The following is a 16,766-nucleotide window of genomic DNA, read 5'->3' as shown; positions in this document are numbered from 1 at the left end:
AAGAGGGGACCCCCGGAAGCGCCCCGCCCCGGAAGTCCCCTCTGTCTCAGGAGGTCTCGATCAGATGATGATCAGACCTGATCCGCCTTCTCCAGCGCGGAGCAGCAGGTGTTGACCAGCAGACGCGTCACGTTGTACGGGTCGATGTTGGCGTTGGGGCGACGGTCCTCGATGTAGCCCTTCTTCTCGACCTCGACCTGCCACGGGATGCGCACGGAGGCGCCGCGGTCGGACACGCCGTAGCTGTACTGGCTGTAGTGCGCGGTCTCGTGCTCGCCGGTGAGGCGCTCCTCGATGCCGTGGCCGTAGCCGGCGAGGTGCTCCTCGACCTTGCCCTCGGCGCCGAGCGCCTCGCAGGCGGTGACGATGGCGTCGTAGCCCTCGCGCATGGCCTTGGTGGAGAAGTTGGTGTGCGCGCCCGCGCCGTTCCAGTCGCCCTTGGCCGGCTTGGCGTCCAGGGTGGCGGCGACGTCGAACTCCTCGGCGATGCGGTAGAGCAGCCAGCGGGCCACCCACAGGTGGTCGGCCGCCTCGGCCGGGCCCGCCGGGCCGATCTGGAACTCCCACTGGCCGGGCATGACCTCGGCGTTGATGCCGGAGATCTTCAGGCCGGCCTCGATGCAGGCGTCCAGGTGCTTCTCGACGATCTCGCGGCCGAACACCTCGTCGGCGCCGACGCCGCAGTAGTACGGGCCCTGCGGGGCGGGGAAGCCGACGGCCGGGAAGCCGAGCGGGCGGCCCTCCTGGAAGAAGGTGTACTCCTGCTCGATGCCGAACCAGGAGTCCTGGGCCGCGTACTTCTCGGCGATCGGCAGCAGCTTGGCGCGGTTGTTGGTCGGGTGCGGGGTGCCGTCGACGAGGTAGACCTCGCAGAGCACCAGCTTGTTGTCGCCCCCGCGGATCGGGTCGGGACACGAGAAGACCGGCTTGAGCACGCAGTCCGAGTTGTCACCGGGCGCCTGGTTGGTGCTGGAGCCGTCGAAGCCCCAGTCCGGCAGTTCGGCGCCGGAGGCCAGGACCTTCGTCTTCGAGCGGAGCCGCGCGCTGGGCTCGGTACCGTCGATCCAGATGTACTCGGCCTTGTAGGTCAACGTCTGTCCCTTCGTCGCAGCCGACCTGACGGGTTCTTCCGGCCTTCCTCAGTCGGCCGAGTAGAGCGTGACAATCGGCCATTTCGGACCTGTTGCCCAAATGTGAACGGCATGTTAAACAGCATCTGACCTGGGCGAATAAAGGTGAGAGACCGGTCACACAGCCCCGATTCCGGACACAAACGACACAGGGCCGGCATGATCGGAGCCCATGCTCCGGATCATGCCGGCCCCGCGGCGGAGGGTGGGCGCGGACGGTTTCGAACCGCCGACCGCTCGGTTGTAAGCCGAGAGCTCTACCCCTGAGCTACGCGCCCCAGCCGGACGTCTCCCCAGCACATGGCGGGGGTCCCCGGCGACCGGGCAAGCGTACCCGGTCGGGGGGCTCGATCGCGAAACGGATTCCCCCTGACGGCAGGCCCGGGAGGGCGGACGGGTGAACGCCCGGCGGCGGCGGGGAGCACTAACCGAATCGCGCTCGGTTAGCTATGGATCGGGCCGGACGGGCCCAGTAGGGTCAGGCGTCATGGCAGACCGGGACGAACTGATCGCGCGGGCGCGGGAGCTGGCCCCTGGACTGGCGGAGCGGGCGCAGGCCGCCGAAGAGGCCCGCGAACTCCCCCAGGAGACCATCGACGAGCTCACCGAGGCGGGTTTCCTCGAGGTGCTCGTGCCCAAGGCGCGCGGCGGCCGCGAGCTGGATCTGGTCACGCTGTGCGGGATCTCGCGCGAGCTCGGCGCGGGGTGCGCGGCGACCGGCTGGGTGACGTCGATCTACATGCTGCACAACTGGCTGGCCTCGCTGTTCCCGGCCAAGGCGCAGGAAGAGGTCTTCGCCGAGCGCCCGTACGCCTACATCCCCTGCACGCTCGCGCCGACCGGGCGCGCGGAGCCCGCCGACGGCGGCTTCCAGGTCACCGGCCGCTGGTCGTGGGGCACCGGCATCATGCACGCCGACTGGGCGATGGTCAGCGCCATGGGCGAGGCCGGGCCGCTGGTGTGCCTGCTGCCGGTGGACGAAGTGATCGTCCACGACGTGTGGTTCACCAGCGGGATGCGCGCGACCGGCAGCAACGACATCGAGGTGGCCGGCCGGTTCGTGCCCGCCCACCGGGTGGTCCCGCTCGCCGACTTCGGGCAGGGCGCCGCGCCGGGCGCGGACCTCCACGAGGGCCCGGCGTACCGCTGGCCGTCGGTCCCGGTGCTGGCGCTGGCCGGCGCGGCCCCGATCCTGGGCGCGGCGGAAGGCCTGCTGGCCTCGTTCAAGGAACGCATGCTCAAGCGCGTGATGGTCTACTACGGCACGCGGCAGGCCGACCGGATGAGCGGCCAGATCAAGCTGGCCAAGGCGACCGCGGAGCTCGCCGCCGCGCGGCTGCTGCTCGACGACGCGATCGGCCACCTCCAGCGGACCTACGAGGAGGGCCGCGAGTACACGATCGCCGACCGGGCCCGGGCCCGGCTGGTCGGCGCCCAGGTGGTGTCGACGGTGCGCGGCGCGGTCAACGACCTGTGCGTGGCGTCCGGTGCCAGCGGGCAGATGTCGCACATGCCGTTCCAGCGGGTCCAGCGCGACATCAACACGATCTCCGGGCACGTCATCTACGACGTGGACGAGACGTACGCGCTCTTCGGCATGATCGACCTGGGCCTCGACCCGGGACCGGCCGCGCTGGTCTGAGCCGGGCCCGCCGGGGCCCGGCTCAGCCGAGCCGGCCGCGGTGGGGCCGGCGGGCCCGTCAGGGCTTGCGGCCGACCGCCGCCACGAACGGCACCTCGGGCCCGTCGCCGTCCCACTTGGTGACGGTGACCAGGCCCGGTTCGAGGATCTCCAGCCCGTCGAAGAACCGGAGGATCTCCTCGCGCGTGCGGGTGATCGTCCCGCCGCCGCCCCGGTCGGCGAGCTTGTCGCGGTACAGGTTCTCGATCGTCCTGCCCGCCGGGTTCTCGATGGACGACGAGATGACCAGGAAGCTGCCGGACGGCATGGCGTCCATGTAGGCGGTGACGAGGCCGTGCGCGTCCTCGTCGTCGCCGATGAAGTGCAGGATGCTCACCAGCATGACGGCGGCCGGGCGGGTCAGGTCGAGCAGCCGGACGGTGACCGGGTCGTCGAGCACGGCCGCCGGGTCGCGCAGGTCGGCGTGCACGACGCCGGTGCGGTCGTTGGCGGCCAGCAGCGCCCGGGCGTGCACGATGACCTCGGTGTCGTTGTCGACGTAGACCACCCGGGTGGACGGGTCGCAGGACTGCGCCACCTGGTGCACGTTGTCGGCGGTGGGCAGACCGGCGCCGATGTCCAGGAACTGGCCGACCTCGTGCTCCTTCACCAGCCGCGTGACGACGCTGCCGAGGAACTCGCGGTTGGCGCGGACGATGGTGGTGACGTCCGGCAGCACCTCGGCGAGGTCGACGGCGAACTGCCGGTCGGGGCCGAAGTTGTCCTTGCCGCCGAGCCAGTAGTCGTAGACCCTCGCGATGCTCGGCCTCGACGGGTCGTATGAGAACGCGCTCTCGTCGGGGTCGGGCCTGCTGGACACGCACTCACCGCCTACCGGGTCGGAGTTTTTCGAATTGTGGCATGCACCCGGCCTCGCCGCCGGGATTCCGGCGATCACTTGGCGGACGTTTTCAGGAGTTCTGGTCGGGTCCGTCCTGTTCGGCCAGGAAACGTTCGAACTGGGCCCCCAGCTCCTCGGCCGTGGGCATGTCCTGGTCCTCGGCGAGGAGGTTGTCGCGCTCGGTGGCGCCGGCGAACGCGTCGTACTGCTGCTCCAGCGCCTTGACGACCTTCTCGACCTCGTCGTTGCCGGTGACCTGCTCGGCGATCTCGGCGTCGGTCTTGGCGGCGGCCTCGCGCAGCTCGTCGGACGGCAGCACCAGGCCGGTGGCGTTGACGACCGCCTCCATGGCGGCCACCGCGGCCGCCGGGTAGGCCGACTGGGCCAGGTAGTGCGGGACGTGGACGGCGAACCCGATCGCGTCGTGGCCGGACTCGCCGAGGCGCAGCTCGAGCAGGCCGGCCGCGCTGCCCGGCACCTGCACCTTGTCGAACCAGGACGAACGCGTGATCAGCTCGGGCCGGGTGGCGTGCGAGGTCATCCCGACCGGGCGGGTGTGCGGCACGCCCATCGGGATGCCGTGGAACCCGATCACCAGGCCCACGTCCAGCTTCTTGACCAGCGAGCGGACCGAGGCGGTGAACCCCTCCCAGAGCCGGTCGGGCTCCGGCCCGGTCAGCATCAGGAAGGGGCTGCCCACCTCGTCCTTCACCAGGTGAACGACCAGCTCCGGCACCTCGTAGGAGGCCCAGTGATCACGGTCGTAGGTCATCATCGGGCGCCGCGCCCGGTAGTCGATCAACGAGTCCACGTCGAACCGGGCGATCACCCGGTGCTCCAGGGAGTCGAGGAGGGTCTCGCGCACGAGCTGCCCGGCGGACCCCGCGTCCACGAAGCCGTCGAGGCTGTGGAGGAGCACCGGCCCGGTCATCTCCGGCAGGTCGGCGTCCAGCTCGTACAGGTCCTCAGGGTTCTGCACCGTCTCCCCCACATCTTCACGTCGATGCTCTCAACACTAGGACATGGGCGGCGTCATCCTCCGGGCGAGTGTGATCACTGTCGCAGTGTGAAAACCCGGCTGGCGAGGAAGTCGTCCGGCTTCAGCGTGGTCAGCTCGGGCCGGCCGACCGGCCCGCCGGCGGCCAGCAGCCGGCTGGCGTGCCGCAGCCTGGCCCGCTCGATGGCGTTGCGGACGGACCGGGCGTTGGCGAAGCGCGGCTGGTCGCGGCGGCGTTCCAGGTAGTCGCGGAAGACCGGGACGGTGCCGGGGTCGAGGGTGTAGCCCTCACGTTCGAGCATCAGGTGGCCGATGGCCTCCAGTTCGCCGGTCGTGTAGTCGGGGAAGTCGATGTGGTGGGCGATGCGCGAGCTCATCCCGGGGTTGGAGGCGAAGAACGAGTCCATCCGGTCCTTGTATCCGGCCAGCACCACGACCAGGTCGTCCCGCTGGTTCTCCATGACCTGGAGGAGGATCTCGATGGACTCCTGGCCGTAGTCGCGCTCGTTCTCGGCCCGGTAGAGGTAGTAGGCCTCGTCGATGAACAGCACGCCGCCCATCGCCCGCTTGAGGACCTCCTTGGTCTTGGGCGCGGTGTGCCCCACGTACTGCCCGACCAGGTCGTCGCGGGTGACCGAGACCAGGTGGCCCTTGCGGATGTAGCCGAGCCGGTGCAGCAGCTCGGCCAGCCGGACGGCCACGGTCGTCTTGCCGGTGCCCGGGCTGCCGGTGAAGCACATGTGCAGGCTGGGGCGGCCCGACACGATCCCGAAACGCGACCGCATCCGGTCGACCAGCAGCAGCGCCGCGATCTCCCGGATGCGGGTCTTGACGGGCGCCAGGCCGACCAGGTCGGCCTCCAGGCCGTCCAGGACCTCGTCGGCCTGCGACTCCCGGCGTTCGCTCGCCAGGTCGATCCGCGCGTCCGGGTCCAGCGGCCGAAGGGGTTCCCCGGCGTCTGCCTCAGCGGAAGGGGACGCCGGGGAACCGTCTGCGGACGATTCGTGTGAACCGTTCCCAGAGGGTCGCATACCGAATCCGGATCTTTCACTCATGGGGTCTCCGCGTGACCGTTCCCCGCGTAGCGCTCACCCTGGGGGCGGTCCAGCGCGTACGGGTGCATGCGGACGCGCACCCGGCGGTCGCTGGTCTCCTCCCGGTCGAGCCGGAAACCGGGCTCCTCGGCCGGCCGCTGCACGATGAACGACAGCGCGGTGGTCTGCCGCCCGTAGCTCGCGTCGTAGGCGTTCAGCCGGATGTAGAGGTTCGGGTAGGCCCGCCGGCACTCGTTGATCTCGTAGAGGACGGCGGCGGGGTCGGCCATGTCGAACATCGGCAGCCCCCACATCTCCCAGTAGTCGTTGCGCGGGTGCGGGTCGTCGGTGAACTCGACCGAGCACGGCCAGCCGTGCTCCAGCGCGTAGGCGATCTGCGCCGAGATCTCGTCGTCGGTCAGATCGGGCAGGTACGAGAAGGTGCCTTGGGTGATTCGCATCAGACGCTCACAGGTGTCTCGACGACGTCGGGGGTGTCGGTGGACTCGTAGGTGAACGTGATGTCGCCCCAGGTCGACAGGGCCACCTCCAGCTCGCGGCTGTGCTTGGCCGCGGCGCGCAGGATGTCGGTGCCCTCGGCGAGGAAGTCGCGTCCCTCGTTGCGCGCCTTGATCATCGCCTCCAGGGCGACGCGGTTGGCGGCGGCGCCCGCGGCGATGCCCATCGGGTGGCCGATCGTGCCGCCGCCGAACTGCAGGATCACGTCCTCGCCGAGGTAGTGCAGCAGCTGGTGCATCTGGCCGGCGTGGATGCCGCCCGACGCCACCGGCATGCAGCCCGGCATCGACGCCCACTCCTGGTCGAAGTAGAGGCCCTTGACCGGGTCGGCGGCGATCTTGTCCAGCCGCAGCGTGTCGTAGAAGCCGGCGACGGTGTTGGGGTCGCCCTCCAGCTTGCCGACGACCGTGCCGGCGTGGATGTGGTCGACGCCGGCCAGCCGCATCCACTTGGCGATGACGCGGAAGCTCACGCCGTGCGTCTTCTGCCGGGTGTAGGTGGAGTGCCCGGCGCGGTGCAGGTGCAGCAACATCCCGTTGGCCCGCGCCCACTTGGCCATCGACTGGATCGCGGTGTAGCCGATGGTCAGGTCGATCATGATGATGACGCTGCCGAGCTCCTTGGCGAACTCGGCCCGCTCGTACATGTCCTCCATCGTCCCGGCGGTGACGTTGAGGTAGTGGCCCTTGGTCTCGCCGGAGGCGGCCTGGGCGCGTGCGACACCCTCCATGCAGAACAGGAACCGATCGCGCCAGCGCATGAACGGCTGCGAGTTGATGTTCTCGTCGTCCTTGGTGAAGTCCAGGCCGCCGCGCAGCGCCTCGTACACCACCCGGCCGTAGTTGCGCGCCGACAGGCCCAGCTTGGGCTTCACGGTCGCGCCGAGCAGCGGGCGCCCGTACTTGTTGAGGTACTCGCGTTCCATCACGATGCCGTGCGCCGGCCCCTGGAACGTCTTCACGTAGTGCGTCGGGATGCGCATGTCCTCCAGGCGCAGCGCCTTGAGCGCCTTGAACCCGAAGACGTTCCCGATGATGGACGACGTCAGGTTCGCGATCGACCCCTCCTCGAAGAGGTCGAGGTCATAGGCGATGTAGGCGATGAACTCGCCTTCCTTGCCCGGCACCGGCTCCACCCGGTAGCACTTGGCCTGGTAGTTCTCGTACGAGGTCAGCCGGTCGGTCCACACCACCGTCCAGGTGGCGGTGGACGACTCGCCGGCGACCGCCGCGCCCGCCTCCTCGGGCGGCACGCCCTGCTGCGGCGTGATCCTGAAGGCGGCGAGGATGTCGCTGTCCTTCGGCTGGTAGTCCGGCCGCCAGTACCCCATCTCCGCGTAGGGGATCACGCCCGCCGACCATCTGCCCGCGTTCATTCGTCCGCTCAGCTCCCGTCATCAGCTACCCGGCGGCGCGGCGGGCCGCCCCGGAAAGGGCGACACCCCAGGGGATGGGGCGGCCCGCCGCACGTTCGTCCAGGTGTGTCCGTGGACGACTCGAGCGTGCCCCGGCGATACTTGCCATGTCCATCAAGTGTTTCGCGGTGAAGGTTGAGCGATGACTGAATCCAGGTTGCGGTCGTTCATCGCGCTGGCCGAGACCGGGTCGGTCCGGGCGGCGGCGCAGCGGCTGTACGTCACCGAGTCGGCCGTCTCGTCCTCGATCACGGCCCTGGCCCGTGACCTGGGCGTTCCGCTCGTCCAGCGGGTGGGGCGCGGGGTGAGCCTGACCCCGGCGGGCACGGTGTACGCCGGGTACGCGCGGCAGGTGCTCGGGCTGCTCGAACAGGGGAGGGCGGCGGCGCGCGGCGAGGCCGACCCGGCCCGCGGCTCGCTGCGGCTGGCGGCCGTCCCCACCGCCGCCGACCAGATCCTGCCCGACCTGCTGGCGGGCTTCCGCGCCCGCTGGCCGGAGGTCGGCCTGGCGGTGGAGGTCGGCCCGAGCCGCCAGCTGTGGCGGCGCCTGGCCGACCACGACGCCGATCTCGTGCTGGGCGGCCGGCCGCCCGCCGGCGTCCCGTCGCAGGTCATGGCCACCCGCGAGAACGACCTGGTGGTGGTCGCCGCCCCCGCCGTCGCGGCGGCGTTCGCGCTCGGCACCACCCCCTGGGTCATGCGGGAGCCGGGGTCGGGCACCCGGGCGACCGCCGAGGCCTATCTCGCCGAGCACGCCGCCGGCCCGCCGCAGCTGGTGCTGGGCTCGAACGGCGCCGTCGTCGCGGGCGCGGCGGCCGGGCTGGGCGCCGCGCTGGTCTCCCGGGACGCGGTCGCCGCCGAGCTGGAGGCCGGCCGGCTGGTGATCACCGATGCGCCCGGCACCCCGCTCGACCGGCCCTGGCAGGCCACCGCCGGCCCGGCTCCGACCGCCACCACCAGGCTCTTCGTCGCCCATCTGCTGGAGGCCACCGGCTGGCACGCCCCGGCCGCCGGGTGAGGCAGCTCACTCTTGTTGGATGCGGTGTCCGGTTGGCCGTGCGCCGGGCAGGGGTACAGAATCGGGTTCGGGACCAGCGATCTGAAGGACGTGGGAACGATGGCCAGCGACCGCGAGTACGACGTCGTCCTCTTCGGTGCCACGGGGTTCACCGGCGGGCTGACCGCCGAGTACCTGGCCGAGCACGCGCCGCCGGACACCCGCTGGGCGCTGGCGGGCCGCAACCAGGCCAAGCTGGAGGCGGTGCGCGACCGGGTCGCCGCGATCAACCCGGCCTGCAAGGAACTGCCGCTGCTGCACGCCGACACCTCCGACACGGCCTCGATCGAGGCGGTCGCGCGCGCCGCCCGCGTCGTCATCACCACGGTCGGCCCGTACGTGCGGTACGGCGAGCCGCTCGTCGCCGCGTGCGCCCGTACCGGCACCGACTACCTGGACCTGACCGGCGAGCCGACGTTCATCGACCGGATGTACGTCAAGTACCACGCCGAGGCGGTGCGCAGCGGCGCCCGGATCGTGCACGCGGCGGGCTTCGACTCGATCCCGCACGACCTTGGCGCCTACTTCACGGTCAAGCACCTTCCCGAGGGCGTCCCGCTGCACGTCGAGGGCTTCGTGCGGGCGAGCGCGGACGCCTCGGGCGGCACCTGGCACTCCGCGATCGGGATCTTCGCCGACGTGCGCGGCATGATCGCCGCCGAGCGGGAGCGCCGCCGCCTGGAGGGGCCCGGCCCGGAGGGGCGGCGGATCCGGATCTCGCGGCGCCCCGCGCCCCGCACCCGGACCCGCTGGCCGCTGCCGCTCCCGACGATCGACCCGCAGATCGTCACCCGGTCGGCCGCCGCGAACGACCGCTACGGCCCCGACTTCTCGTACGGACACTACGTCGCCGTCAAGCGCCTTCCGCTCGCGGTCGGCATGGCGGCGGGCGCGGGCGCCGCGATCGCGCTGGCCCAGCTGCCGCCGACCCGCGCGCTCCTGCTGCGCATGCGCACGCCCGGCGAGGGGCCGTCGGCCGAGCGGCGCGCCGGGCACTGGTTCAGCGTGAAGTTCGTCGGCGAGGGCGGCGGCGAGCGCGTCGTGACCGAGGTCAGCGGCGGCGACCCGGGCTACGGCGAGACCGCCAAGATGATCGCCGAGTCGGCGTTGTGCCTGGCGTTCGACGACCTGCCCGCGACGTCCGGCCAGGTCACCACGGCCACCGCCATGGGCGACGCGCTCATCGGCCGGCTCGACCGGGCGGGCATCACCTTCCGGGTGCTGTCCGAGGAACGGGTATAGCCGCCTCGACGGTGGTGCCGCCGCCGGGGCGGCTGGTGATGGTGACCTTGCCGCCCAGCAGCTCGGCACGTTCGGCCATGCCGCGCAGACCGTAGGAGTCGGGGCGGCGGCCGGGCGCGAACACGTCGTGGATCGAGAATCCGGTGCCGTCGTCGACGACCGTCAGCCTGACCCGGTCGCTGTCGTGCTCCAGCAGCAGGTCGACGCACGAGGCGGCGGCGTGCCGGAGGCAGTTGCCGACCGCCTCCTGCGCGATGCGGTAGAGCGCGGTCTGCACGTGGTCGGGCAGCGCGTCCTCCAGCTCGCCCTCGACGGTGACCGTGATGTCGAGGGCCGACCCCGGCAGGTCGGCCTCCCGGGCGAGGGTCGCCAGCGCGGCCGACAACCCCAGGTCGTCCAGCACCGGCGGGCGCAGGCCGCCGATCGCCGCGCGCGTCTCGGCGGCGGCCAGGTCGCACAGCTCGCGGGCGAGCAGGATCTGCGCCCCGGCCTCCGGATGGTGGCCCGGCAGCGCCCGCTGCGCCGCCGACAGGTGGAAGCCCAGGCCGGCCAGCCGCTGCGCGATGCCGTCGTGGATCTCCCGGCTGAGCCGCGACCGTTCGGCCTCCTGCGCCGCCACCGCCCGTTCGGCGAACCGCTCGGCCGCGTGCTCGCGCTCCTGCGCGGTGCGCAGCCGGCGGCAGGACGACAGGACCGGCGCGAACAGCTCGGCCAGCGAGGCGACCAGCGCGACGTCGTCGGCCTGGACGGTGCCCGCCGACCGTACGTCGATGACCGCGATGACGGCGTGCCCGCTGTGCACGGGCACCGCGACGCCCCGCCGGTCGGCGTGGTGGCGCGTCCGGCCGTGCGCCGCCACCCAGCCGGCGTCGCCCTCCCCCAGCGGGACGGGCGGGCCCGACCATTCGAGGGCGCGCTCGTCCTCGTCCAGCACGTACACGTCGCAGAACGTCAGGGCCTTGGCCGACCGCACCACCAGCCCGGCCAGCTCGTCGGCCATGCTCATGACGCCGCCCGAACCCTCCTCCGACAGGACCCGGTCGGAGCAGGCGACCGTCACGATGCGGACGAGCAGGTCCTGGCCGCGTCCCTCGAGGCGGGCGAGCGGCGCGAGCGGCAGCACGTCGTCGCCGTTCGACGCTCCGGCGGCCGGCGGTGCCGCCTCGCCGGTGGTCAACGGAAGAGCCCCTCGCGCAGGGCGACCGCGATGGCCGCCGAGCGGTCGGCGACCTCCAGCTTGCGGTAGAGGGCCCGCAGATGGCTCTTGACCGTCTCCTCGCTGAGCACCAGGCGCGCCGCGATGGCCTTGTTGGACAGCCCGCCGACCAGCAGCGACAACACCTCGCTCTCGCGCTGGGTGAGGCCGCGGTTGGCGCCCGGCCAGAACTCGCCGCGGGTGAGCCGGGCGGCGGTGACGGCCATCCGCCCGGCGAGGGTGGGGTCGACGACGGTCTCGCCCTGGATGACCTCCTCGAGCCGGCGGACCAGCTCCGGGCCGTCGACCCGTTTGAGCAGGTAGCCGCCCGCCCCGGCGCGCAGCGCCTCGAAGACGTACTGCTCGTCGTCGTACACCGACAGGAACACCACGCGGGCCTCGGGCACCTGGCGGCTCAGCACGCGGCACAGGTCGAGGCCGCTCTCCGGGCCGAGCCGGACGTCCAGCAGGACCACGTCCGGCCGCAGCATGGTCACCAGCCGGGTGGCCTCGGCCGAGCTCCCGGCCTGGCCCACCACGCGCACGCGCCCGGTGAATCCCGCCAGCATCGCCTGGAGGCCGGCGAGGATCATCTCGTGGTCGTCGACGAGGACGACCCGTACGGGGGCGGCGTTCATCCCGGCACGATAACAACCAAAGCTACTCACCAGTAGCCCTACTTTCACGACCCCTCGGGCGGTTTCACCCCCATATCCCCCAAGGTCTCCCCCGACTGGGGGAAGAGCACTCGCCGCCGTGACCTTAGCGTCCGCAGTGACAACTGAACGCCGCCGGACGGAGGAGCAAGAGTGCCCCATCGGATCGTGCATATGCTCCGGGCGCGCGGGTCTGGCCGCCGCCCCGTCATGCTCGCCATCGCGGGGGACAGCGCCGCGGGCAAGACGACACTCACCAGGGGGCTCGTGCAGTGTCTGGGGGCGGACCGGATGACAGCGGTCTGCGTGGACGACTACCACCGTTACGACCGCCGGGAACGAGCCGGGAAACCCTTCACGGCGCTGCATCCCGACTGCAACCACATCGACATCATGGAGCAGCACCTGCAACTGCTGTCGATGGGCGAACCGATCCTCAAGCCGGTGTACGACCACAGCACCGGTGAGCTCGTGCGGCCGGAACTGGTCGAGCCGCGCGACTTCGTGATCGTCGAAGGTCTGCTTCCCCTGCACACGCGGCTGGCCCGCGCCTGCTTCGACATCACGGTCTACCTCGACCCGCCCGAGCCGCTGCGGCACGGGTGGAAGGTGCAGCGCGACTGCGCCAAGCGGGGGTACACCCCCGAGCAGGTGAGGGCCGAACTGGAACGCCGCGAGCCGGAGAGCGCGGCCTACATCCGGCCACAACGCCGGTGGGCCGACATTGTGGTGCGGTTCGGGCCCGTCGCGGCCCGGCACGACCCGCCCGGCACGCCCCTGTCGGCCGAACTGCTGCTCCGCCCCACGATCGACCACCCCGAACTCGGCCCGGTCATCGAGGAGGCGGCGCCGGCGGGCGGCGACACCGCCATGCACCTGCGCCTGCACCGCGACACCGACGGCCGGCCGGTGGATGCCCTGCACGTGCACGGGTACGTCTCTCCGGAAGAGTCGCAGGTCGTCAAGAAGGCGATCTGGGAACGGCTCGGCCCGCGTGCCGGGAACGGCGGCCTCGACCAGGACGCGCTCGGCCGCCTCGGTGAGGGCGACGTCAGCGACCCGCTGGCGATCACCCAGCTGCTCCTGCTCTACCACCTGCTGGACGCCGACCAGCGCCAGGCGGCCTGACGCCGCCGGGCCCCGGTCACCCGGATCCCACCGGATCCCGTCAGATTCCGCGGATCGCGCGGGGAGGCCCCGGACCAACCCTTCCGGGCCGCGCGGTATCGCGGCCGCCAGGAGGGCACCCCATCTGGGCGCGTGGGTGCTCTCCTGGCTTCTTTTCGCGCCGGTCCCGCGGCCTCGCCGGTCTCAGCCGGAGGAGGTCGCGGGCGCCGCGGCCGGCAGCTCGTGCCAGGGGATCTCCGGCCGGTCGGGCGCCACCACGGCCAGCGACTGCCCGCCTCGGACGATCTCGTCCGGGTGCGCGGCGAGCCGGAAATGAGCGTTGGGCCGGTGCGACTCGCCCACGGCCAGCAGCGTGCTCCCGCGCCGCAGCAGGAAGATCGCCATGTCCAGCCGCGGCCACTCCCCCGCGTCCGCGGGGATGTCCACCCGGTAGAGCGACGAGTCGGCGTCCAGCGTGCTGGCGAGGTTGTGGTAGATCCCGGCGACGCCCGGGTTGCGGATGGCGACCGCGACCACGGCCGGGTCGTCGATGTCCACCGGCTCGATGTCCGGGCCGATCAGTTCGAGCGCCCGGGTGATCTCGGCGCGGCGGCCGCCGTCGTGGACGCCGGCCAGCGTGTGGACGTGTGACCGATCGTGGTCACGCAGATGGGCGCTCACGCTCAGCATCACCCGGACCGTCTCGTCGTCGGTCCGGCCCGCCACCAGCACCGTCCGCGCGTCCTCCAGGCAGGCGCGCCCGAACGCGGTGTCGTCGTACGCCACGACGTCGTACACGCCCTGGTCGGGGTTCTCGCCGGTCAGCTGGTCCTCCCAGAAGATCGTCACCACCGGGACCTTGAGGAAGTCGGCGTCGGCGCGCAGCTGCTGGATGATGGCCCGCAGCCCGTCCCGGTCGTACCCGATGATCACGATGTGCCGCTTGTGGTGCAGCTGCGCCTGGCCGTTGGCCTTCATCGTCCTGCCCTTCGCCATCCAGAGGGTCAGCTCCGCGAACAACATCAGGCCCGCGGTCAGCCCGGCCACCACGACGATCACGCCGCCGATCCGGCCGCCCGCCGTGGTCGGGAACAGGTCGCCGTAGCCGACGGTGGTACCGCTGACGAAGAAGTACCAGACGTAGTTGAGGGGTTGCTTGATCTCGGCGCCGGGCTCCTCGAACACCACGATCAGCACCCAGCCGGTCACCGCGGCGCCCAGCAGCACGAGCGCTGGCCCGCGCCAGGCACGCCTGCCGATCCGGTGGACCAGGCGCATGAACAACAGCGGCATCGGAGGTGTCCCCGTCCCAGGTGGCTGTACAGATGCTGCGACGCAGCGTGGCAGCCCACAAAAGGGACGTCAACCCGCAAATCAGCTGAGCGGGCGGCGCCTCAGCGTCCGGCGACGCCGCCGCGGCCCAGCACGCGGCTCAGCGCGGCCGCGACCTCCTCCGAGAAGCCCGAGTCCGCGGGCGGCGCGCCGGAGCGCACCAGGTCGCGGCCACCGCCCGGACCATCGGGATCGGCCGCCTCGCGGACGGCCTCACGGGTGTGCCCGCAGTCGCGGCACTCCACCTCACCGAGCCGGCAGACGAGCGCGGCCGAACCACAGACGGCGCACCGATCGAGATCGGCCGCCCAGTCGTGCTCGGTCTGGCAACGGGGACAGATCAGCACCTGGTGATCCGCCTGGACCCCGCGCTTCCACGGGCTCGCGCCACGAGCGGGGTCGGTCTGCCGCGCCCCGCATCGGAAGCAGGGCATCACACCTCCAACAGGTGCGGGGACCGGGTCCGCCCCGACATGGGCGGACCCGACCCTGGGAATCTAGATATCGGCGAGCGCCTTGCGGTATTCGCCGAAGTCGCGCGCTTCCGCCGGAGGGTGCACGACCTTCCAGCGCACGACGCCCTCGGTGTCGATGATGAAGGTACCGCGAATCGCGATGCCCTTCGCGTCATCGAAGACACCGTACGACCGCGCCACGCCACCGTGCGGCCAGAAGTCCGACAGCAGCGGGAACTGGTACTTCTCCTGATCGGCCCAGGTGCGCAGGGCCCACACCGAGTCGACGGACACCGCCAGCACCTGGACGTCGTCCTCCCCGCCCAGCGTCGGCAGCTCGTCGCGGATCGTGCACAGCTCACCCGTGCACACGCCGCTGAAGGCCAGCGGGTAGAAGACCAGGACGACCTTCTTCTTCCCACGGAAGTCCGACAGCTTCACCGGGGTACCGTGCTGGTCCTTCAGCTCGAAGTCCGGTGCGGCGTCGCCTACCTCGACCGTCAATGCCTCTCCCGCGGTCGTCCCCGCGCGCCGGCGGGGGGAATGTCGGCCTCCACGGTCGTGGAGGACGGGTGCGCGACCGAGCGCGCTCGCAGCGGACCGGAGCGGTCCGCCCGGCCCAGTCTGCCACCCCGGCCCTGCGGGATCCTCGCCGAGGCTACTTGCGGACCTTGGGCGCGACCAGCAGCGTGCCCGACCATTCCTTGGCGGCACTGACGCTCTTGGTCTGGCTCAGTCCTGCGGACGTGGCGGCCTCATCGATGTCGCTCGGCTCGACGTGACCGTCACGGCCGGCCTTGGGCGTGAGAAGCCAGATGCGGCCGGCGTCGTCGAGCGGCACCAACGCGTTGGTCAGCTCGTCGAACAGGTCTCCGTCCTCTTCACGCCACCAGAGCAGCACGACGTCGACCACATCCTCGTAGTCCTCGTCGACCAGCTCGGAGCCCGTCAGTGCCTCGACGGAATCACGGAGCTCCTCGTCGACGTCGTCGTCGTAGCCGATCTCCTGCACCACCAAGCCCGGCTTGATCCCGAGCCGTTCGGCCAGGCTGCGCTCAGACTGCGCCTGACCCGCGGTCGCGCTCACGAAGGTCCTCCTATGTTCGGTAGTCCGAGGGGCGTGGTTTCGGGCACCCTGCCGAGTGCCTCACTCACACCTCTCCGGTGTTTGCGGGACAGTCCACACAAGTGATGGGCACTCGCGCAAGTGTCTTCCCGCCTTTTGGTGGGCTCATTGGCCCGAATACGGTGTTCCTCGTAACAGGACACACGCAGAGCGTAACAACCCACGTTCATCCCGCAAGGAAGGACAATCGGACCTGACGATCCGGATTGTCGATATTGAGGTCGACGAGGGCGACCGATTGCCATGTGCCGAGCGCCAGCCGCCCGTCCAGGACGGGGATCGTGGCGTACGGCGGCACCAGGGCCGGCATCACGTGCGAGCGCCCGTGCCCGCGCGAGCCGTGCGCGTGCCGCCAGCGGTCGTCGGCCGGCAGCAGGTCGCCGAGGGCCGCCAGCAGGTCGTCGTCGCTGCCCGCGCCCAGCTCGATGATCGCCACGCCGGCGGTGGCGTGCGGCACGAAGACGTGCAGCAGGCCGTCCCCGCCGGCCCCCGCGGCGAACCGCTCACATTCCCCCGTGATGTCGTGGACGACCTCGTGCGTACCGGTGGCCACCCGGACCACGGTGCTCTCCATGATCAGTGTCTACCCGATCCGCGCCCGAACCCACCAGTGGGAACCGGTCAGTGAATCGGTCAGCTTTCCGCTGCCTGGGGCTCGATGACCGCGTCCGGCCCCGGGTAGCACAGGGTCTCGTGGCCGTCGTCGAAACGTACGACGTACGGCGGTCGGCCGTCCTGGCCGCGAACCTCGATGATCTCGCCCTGCCTGTCCGGCTGCCCCACGATGTTGCCATGGACGTGCAGCCGGTCTCCGACGGTAGCCTGCATGGTGCCCCCTGCGTTCGGCAGCGGTCGTGTGCAAGTTCCACCTTCGTACGACTTCGGCGCGCCGTCGAGGGCCTTGTCTCCGATGTCCGCGACACGCCCGCTGACCGGCCGAAAGAGTTACTGGCAAGTAGAGATGCGTTAGCCGTCATTAC

The 16,766-nt window shown here is 71.2% G+C and carries 18 protein-coding genes and 1 tRNA gene; 4 read left to right on the top strand and 15 right to left on the bottom strand.

Going from position 1 to position 16,766, the window contains the following annotated elements; translation table 11 throughout:
- Positions 1-71 precede the first annotated feature (71 nt).
- Both glnII and ABZ810_RS32545 read right to left on the bottom strand, forming a co-directional pair.
- Positions 72-1,091, bottom strand: a complete 1,020-nt coding sequence (gene glnII / locus ABZ810_RS32550; RefSeq protein WP_358409804.1) for a glutamine synthetase GlnII — start codon at positions 1,089-1,091, stop codon at positions 72-74.
- Between the two features lie 245 nt (positions 1,092-1,336).
- Positions 1,337-1,408, bottom strand: a tRNA-Val gene (locus tag ABZ810_RS32545).
- A 209-nt stretch (positions 1,409-1,617) separates the two neighbouring features.
- Here ABZ810_RS32545 and ABZ810_RS32540 point away from each other — a divergent pair.
- A complete protein-coding gene (locus tag ABZ810_RS32540) occupies positions 1,618-2,772 on the top strand; it encodes an acyl-CoA dehydrogenase family protein (protein ID WP_358409803.1) in 1,155 nt (384 codons plus the stop codon).
- 58 nt (positions 2,773-2,830) lie between these two features.
- Here the strand turns inward: ABZ810_RS32540 and ABZ810_RS32535 are convergent, their stop codons facing one another.
- The 5 genes from ABZ810_RS32535 to ABZ810_RS32515 all read right to left on the bottom strand — a co-directional run bounded on the left by ABZ810_RS32535 (position 2,831) and on the right by ABZ810_RS32515 (position 7,577).
- Complete coding sequence (locus tag ABZ810_RS32535; protein ID WP_358409801.1) at positions 2,831-3,631, bottom strand: SAM-dependent methyltransferase; 801 nt, start codon at positions 3,629-3,631, stop codon at positions 2,831-2,833.
- Positions 3,632-3,722: 91 nt separating this feature from the next.
- On the bottom strand, positions 3,723-4,631 hold the full coding sequence (locus ABZ810_RS32530; RefSeq protein WP_358409799.1) for a PAC2 family protein: 909 nt from the start codon (positions 4,629-4,631) through the stop codon (positions 3,723-3,725).
- Positions 4,632-4,705: 74 nt separating this feature from the next.
- Positions 4,706-5,680 (bottom strand): CbbX protein, encoded by a 975-nt coding sequence (gene cbbX, locus ABZ810_RS32525; protein WP_358409797.1) that lies wholly within the window; start codon positions 5,678-5,680, stop codon positions 4,706-4,708.
- A 20-nt stretch (positions 5,681-5,700) separates the two neighbouring features.
- Positions 5,701-6,144 carry a ribulose bisphosphate carboxylase small subunit gene (locus ABZ810_RS32520; protein WP_358409795.1) on the bottom strand — a complete coding sequence of 148 codons (444 nt, stop codon included), beginning with the start codon at positions 6,142-6,144 and terminating at the stop codon, positions 5,701-5,703.
- Positions 6,144-7,577 carry a form I ribulose bisphosphate carboxylase large subunit gene (locus ABZ810_RS32515; RefSeq protein ID WP_358409793.1) on the bottom strand — a complete coding sequence of 478 codons (1,434 nt, stop codon included), beginning with the start codon at positions 7,575-7,577 and terminating at the stop codon, positions 6,144-6,146. The genes ABZ810_RS32520 and ABZ810_RS32515 overlap by 1 nt, the downstream gene beginning before the upstream one ends.
- A gap of 181 nt (positions 7,578-7,758) precedes the next feature.
- Here ABZ810_RS32515 and ABZ810_RS32510 point away from each other — a divergent pair, with 181 nt between their 5' ends.
- Positions 7,759-8,634, top strand: a complete 876-nt coding sequence (locus tag ABZ810_RS32510; RefSeq protein ID WP_358409791.1) for a LysR family transcriptional regulator — start codon at positions 7,759-7,761, stop codon at positions 8,632-8,634.
- Between the two features lie 99 nt (positions 8,635-8,733).
- On the top strand, positions 8,734-9,915 hold the full coding sequence (locus ABZ810_RS32505; RefSeq protein WP_358409790.1) for a saccharopine dehydrogenase NADP-binding domain-containing protein: 1,182 nt from the start codon (positions 8,734-8,736) through the stop codon (positions 9,913-9,915).
- Here ABZ810_RS32505 and ABZ810_RS32500 read toward each other — a convergent pair.
- On the bottom strand, positions 9,881-11,092 hold the full coding sequence (locus tag ABZ810_RS32500; protein WP_358409789.1) for a GAF domain-containing sensor histidine kinase: 1,212 nt from the start codon (positions 11,090-11,092) through the stop codon (positions 9,881-9,883). The genes ABZ810_RS32505 and ABZ810_RS32500 overlap by 35 nt on opposite strands.
- Positions 11,089-11,748 carry a response regulator transcription factor gene (locus tag ABZ810_RS32495; protein ID WP_358409788.1) on the bottom strand — a complete coding sequence of 220 codons (660 nt, stop codon included), beginning with the start codon at positions 11,746-11,748 and terminating at the stop codon, positions 11,089-11,091. The genes ABZ810_RS32500 and ABZ810_RS32495 overlap by 4 nt, the downstream gene beginning before the upstream one ends.
- A gap of 192 nt (positions 11,749-11,940) precedes the next feature.
- Here ABZ810_RS32495 and ABZ810_RS32490 point away from each other — a divergent pair, with 192 nt between their 5' ends.
- Positions 11,941-12,894: a phosphoribulokinase gene (locus tag ABZ810_RS32490; protein WP_358409967.1), complete on the top strand. Its 954-nt coding sequence runs from the start codon at positions 11,941-11,943 to the stop codon at positions 12,892-12,894.
- Positions 12,895-13,077: 183 nt separating this feature from the next.
- Here ABZ810_RS32490 and ABZ810_RS32485 read toward each other — a convergent pair whose 3' ends face one another.
- The 6 genes from ABZ810_RS32485 to ABZ810_RS32460 all read right to left on the bottom strand — a co-directional run bounded on the left by ABZ810_RS32485 (position 13,078) and on the right by ABZ810_RS32460 (position 16,614).
- Complete coding sequence (locus tag ABZ810_RS32485) at positions 13,078-14,166, bottom strand: ion channel (protein WP_358409786.1); 1,089 nt, start codon at positions 14,164-14,166, stop codon at positions 13,078-13,080.
- A gap of 101 nt (positions 14,167-14,267) precedes the next feature.
- Positions 14,268-14,639 (bottom strand): hypothetical protein, encoded by a 372-nt coding sequence (locus ABZ810_RS32480; protein ID WP_358409785.1) that lies wholly within the window; start codon positions 14,637-14,639, stop codon positions 14,268-14,270.
- 63 nt (positions 14,640-14,702) lie between these two features.
- Positions 14,703-15,164 (bottom strand): peroxiredoxin, encoded by a 462-nt coding sequence (locus ABZ810_RS32475; RefSeq protein ID WP_358409784.1) that lies wholly within the window; start codon positions 15,162-15,164, stop codon positions 14,703-14,705.
- A 154-nt stretch (positions 15,165-15,318) separates the two neighbouring features.
- Entirely contained in the window at positions 15,319-15,747 is a 429-nt protein-coding gene (locus ABZ810_RS32470) for a DUF3052 domain-containing protein (RefSeq protein WP_358409783.1), read from the bottom strand.
- 205 nt (positions 15,748-15,952) lie between these two features.
- Complete coding sequence (locus ABZ810_RS32465; protein ID WP_358409781.1) at positions 15,953-16,360, bottom strand: YjbQ family protein; 408 nt, start codon at positions 16,358-16,360, stop codon at positions 15,953-15,955.
- Between the two features lie 59 nt (positions 16,361-16,419).
- Positions 16,420-16,614 (bottom strand): DUF1918 domain-containing protein, encoded by a 195-nt coding sequence (locus ABZ810_RS32460; protein WP_358409779.1) that lies wholly within the window; start codon positions 16,612-16,614, stop codon positions 16,420-16,422.
- Between the last annotated feature and the right edge of the window lie 152 nt (positions 16,615-16,766).

Origin of the sequence: Spirillospora sp. NPDC047279 (assembly GCF_040643285.1) — a bacterium.
Lineage (GTDB): Bacteria > Actinomycetota > Actinomycetes > Streptosporangiales > Streptosporangiaceae > Spirillospora.
This window is presented reverse-complemented; position numbering and strand designations above follow the sequence as displayed.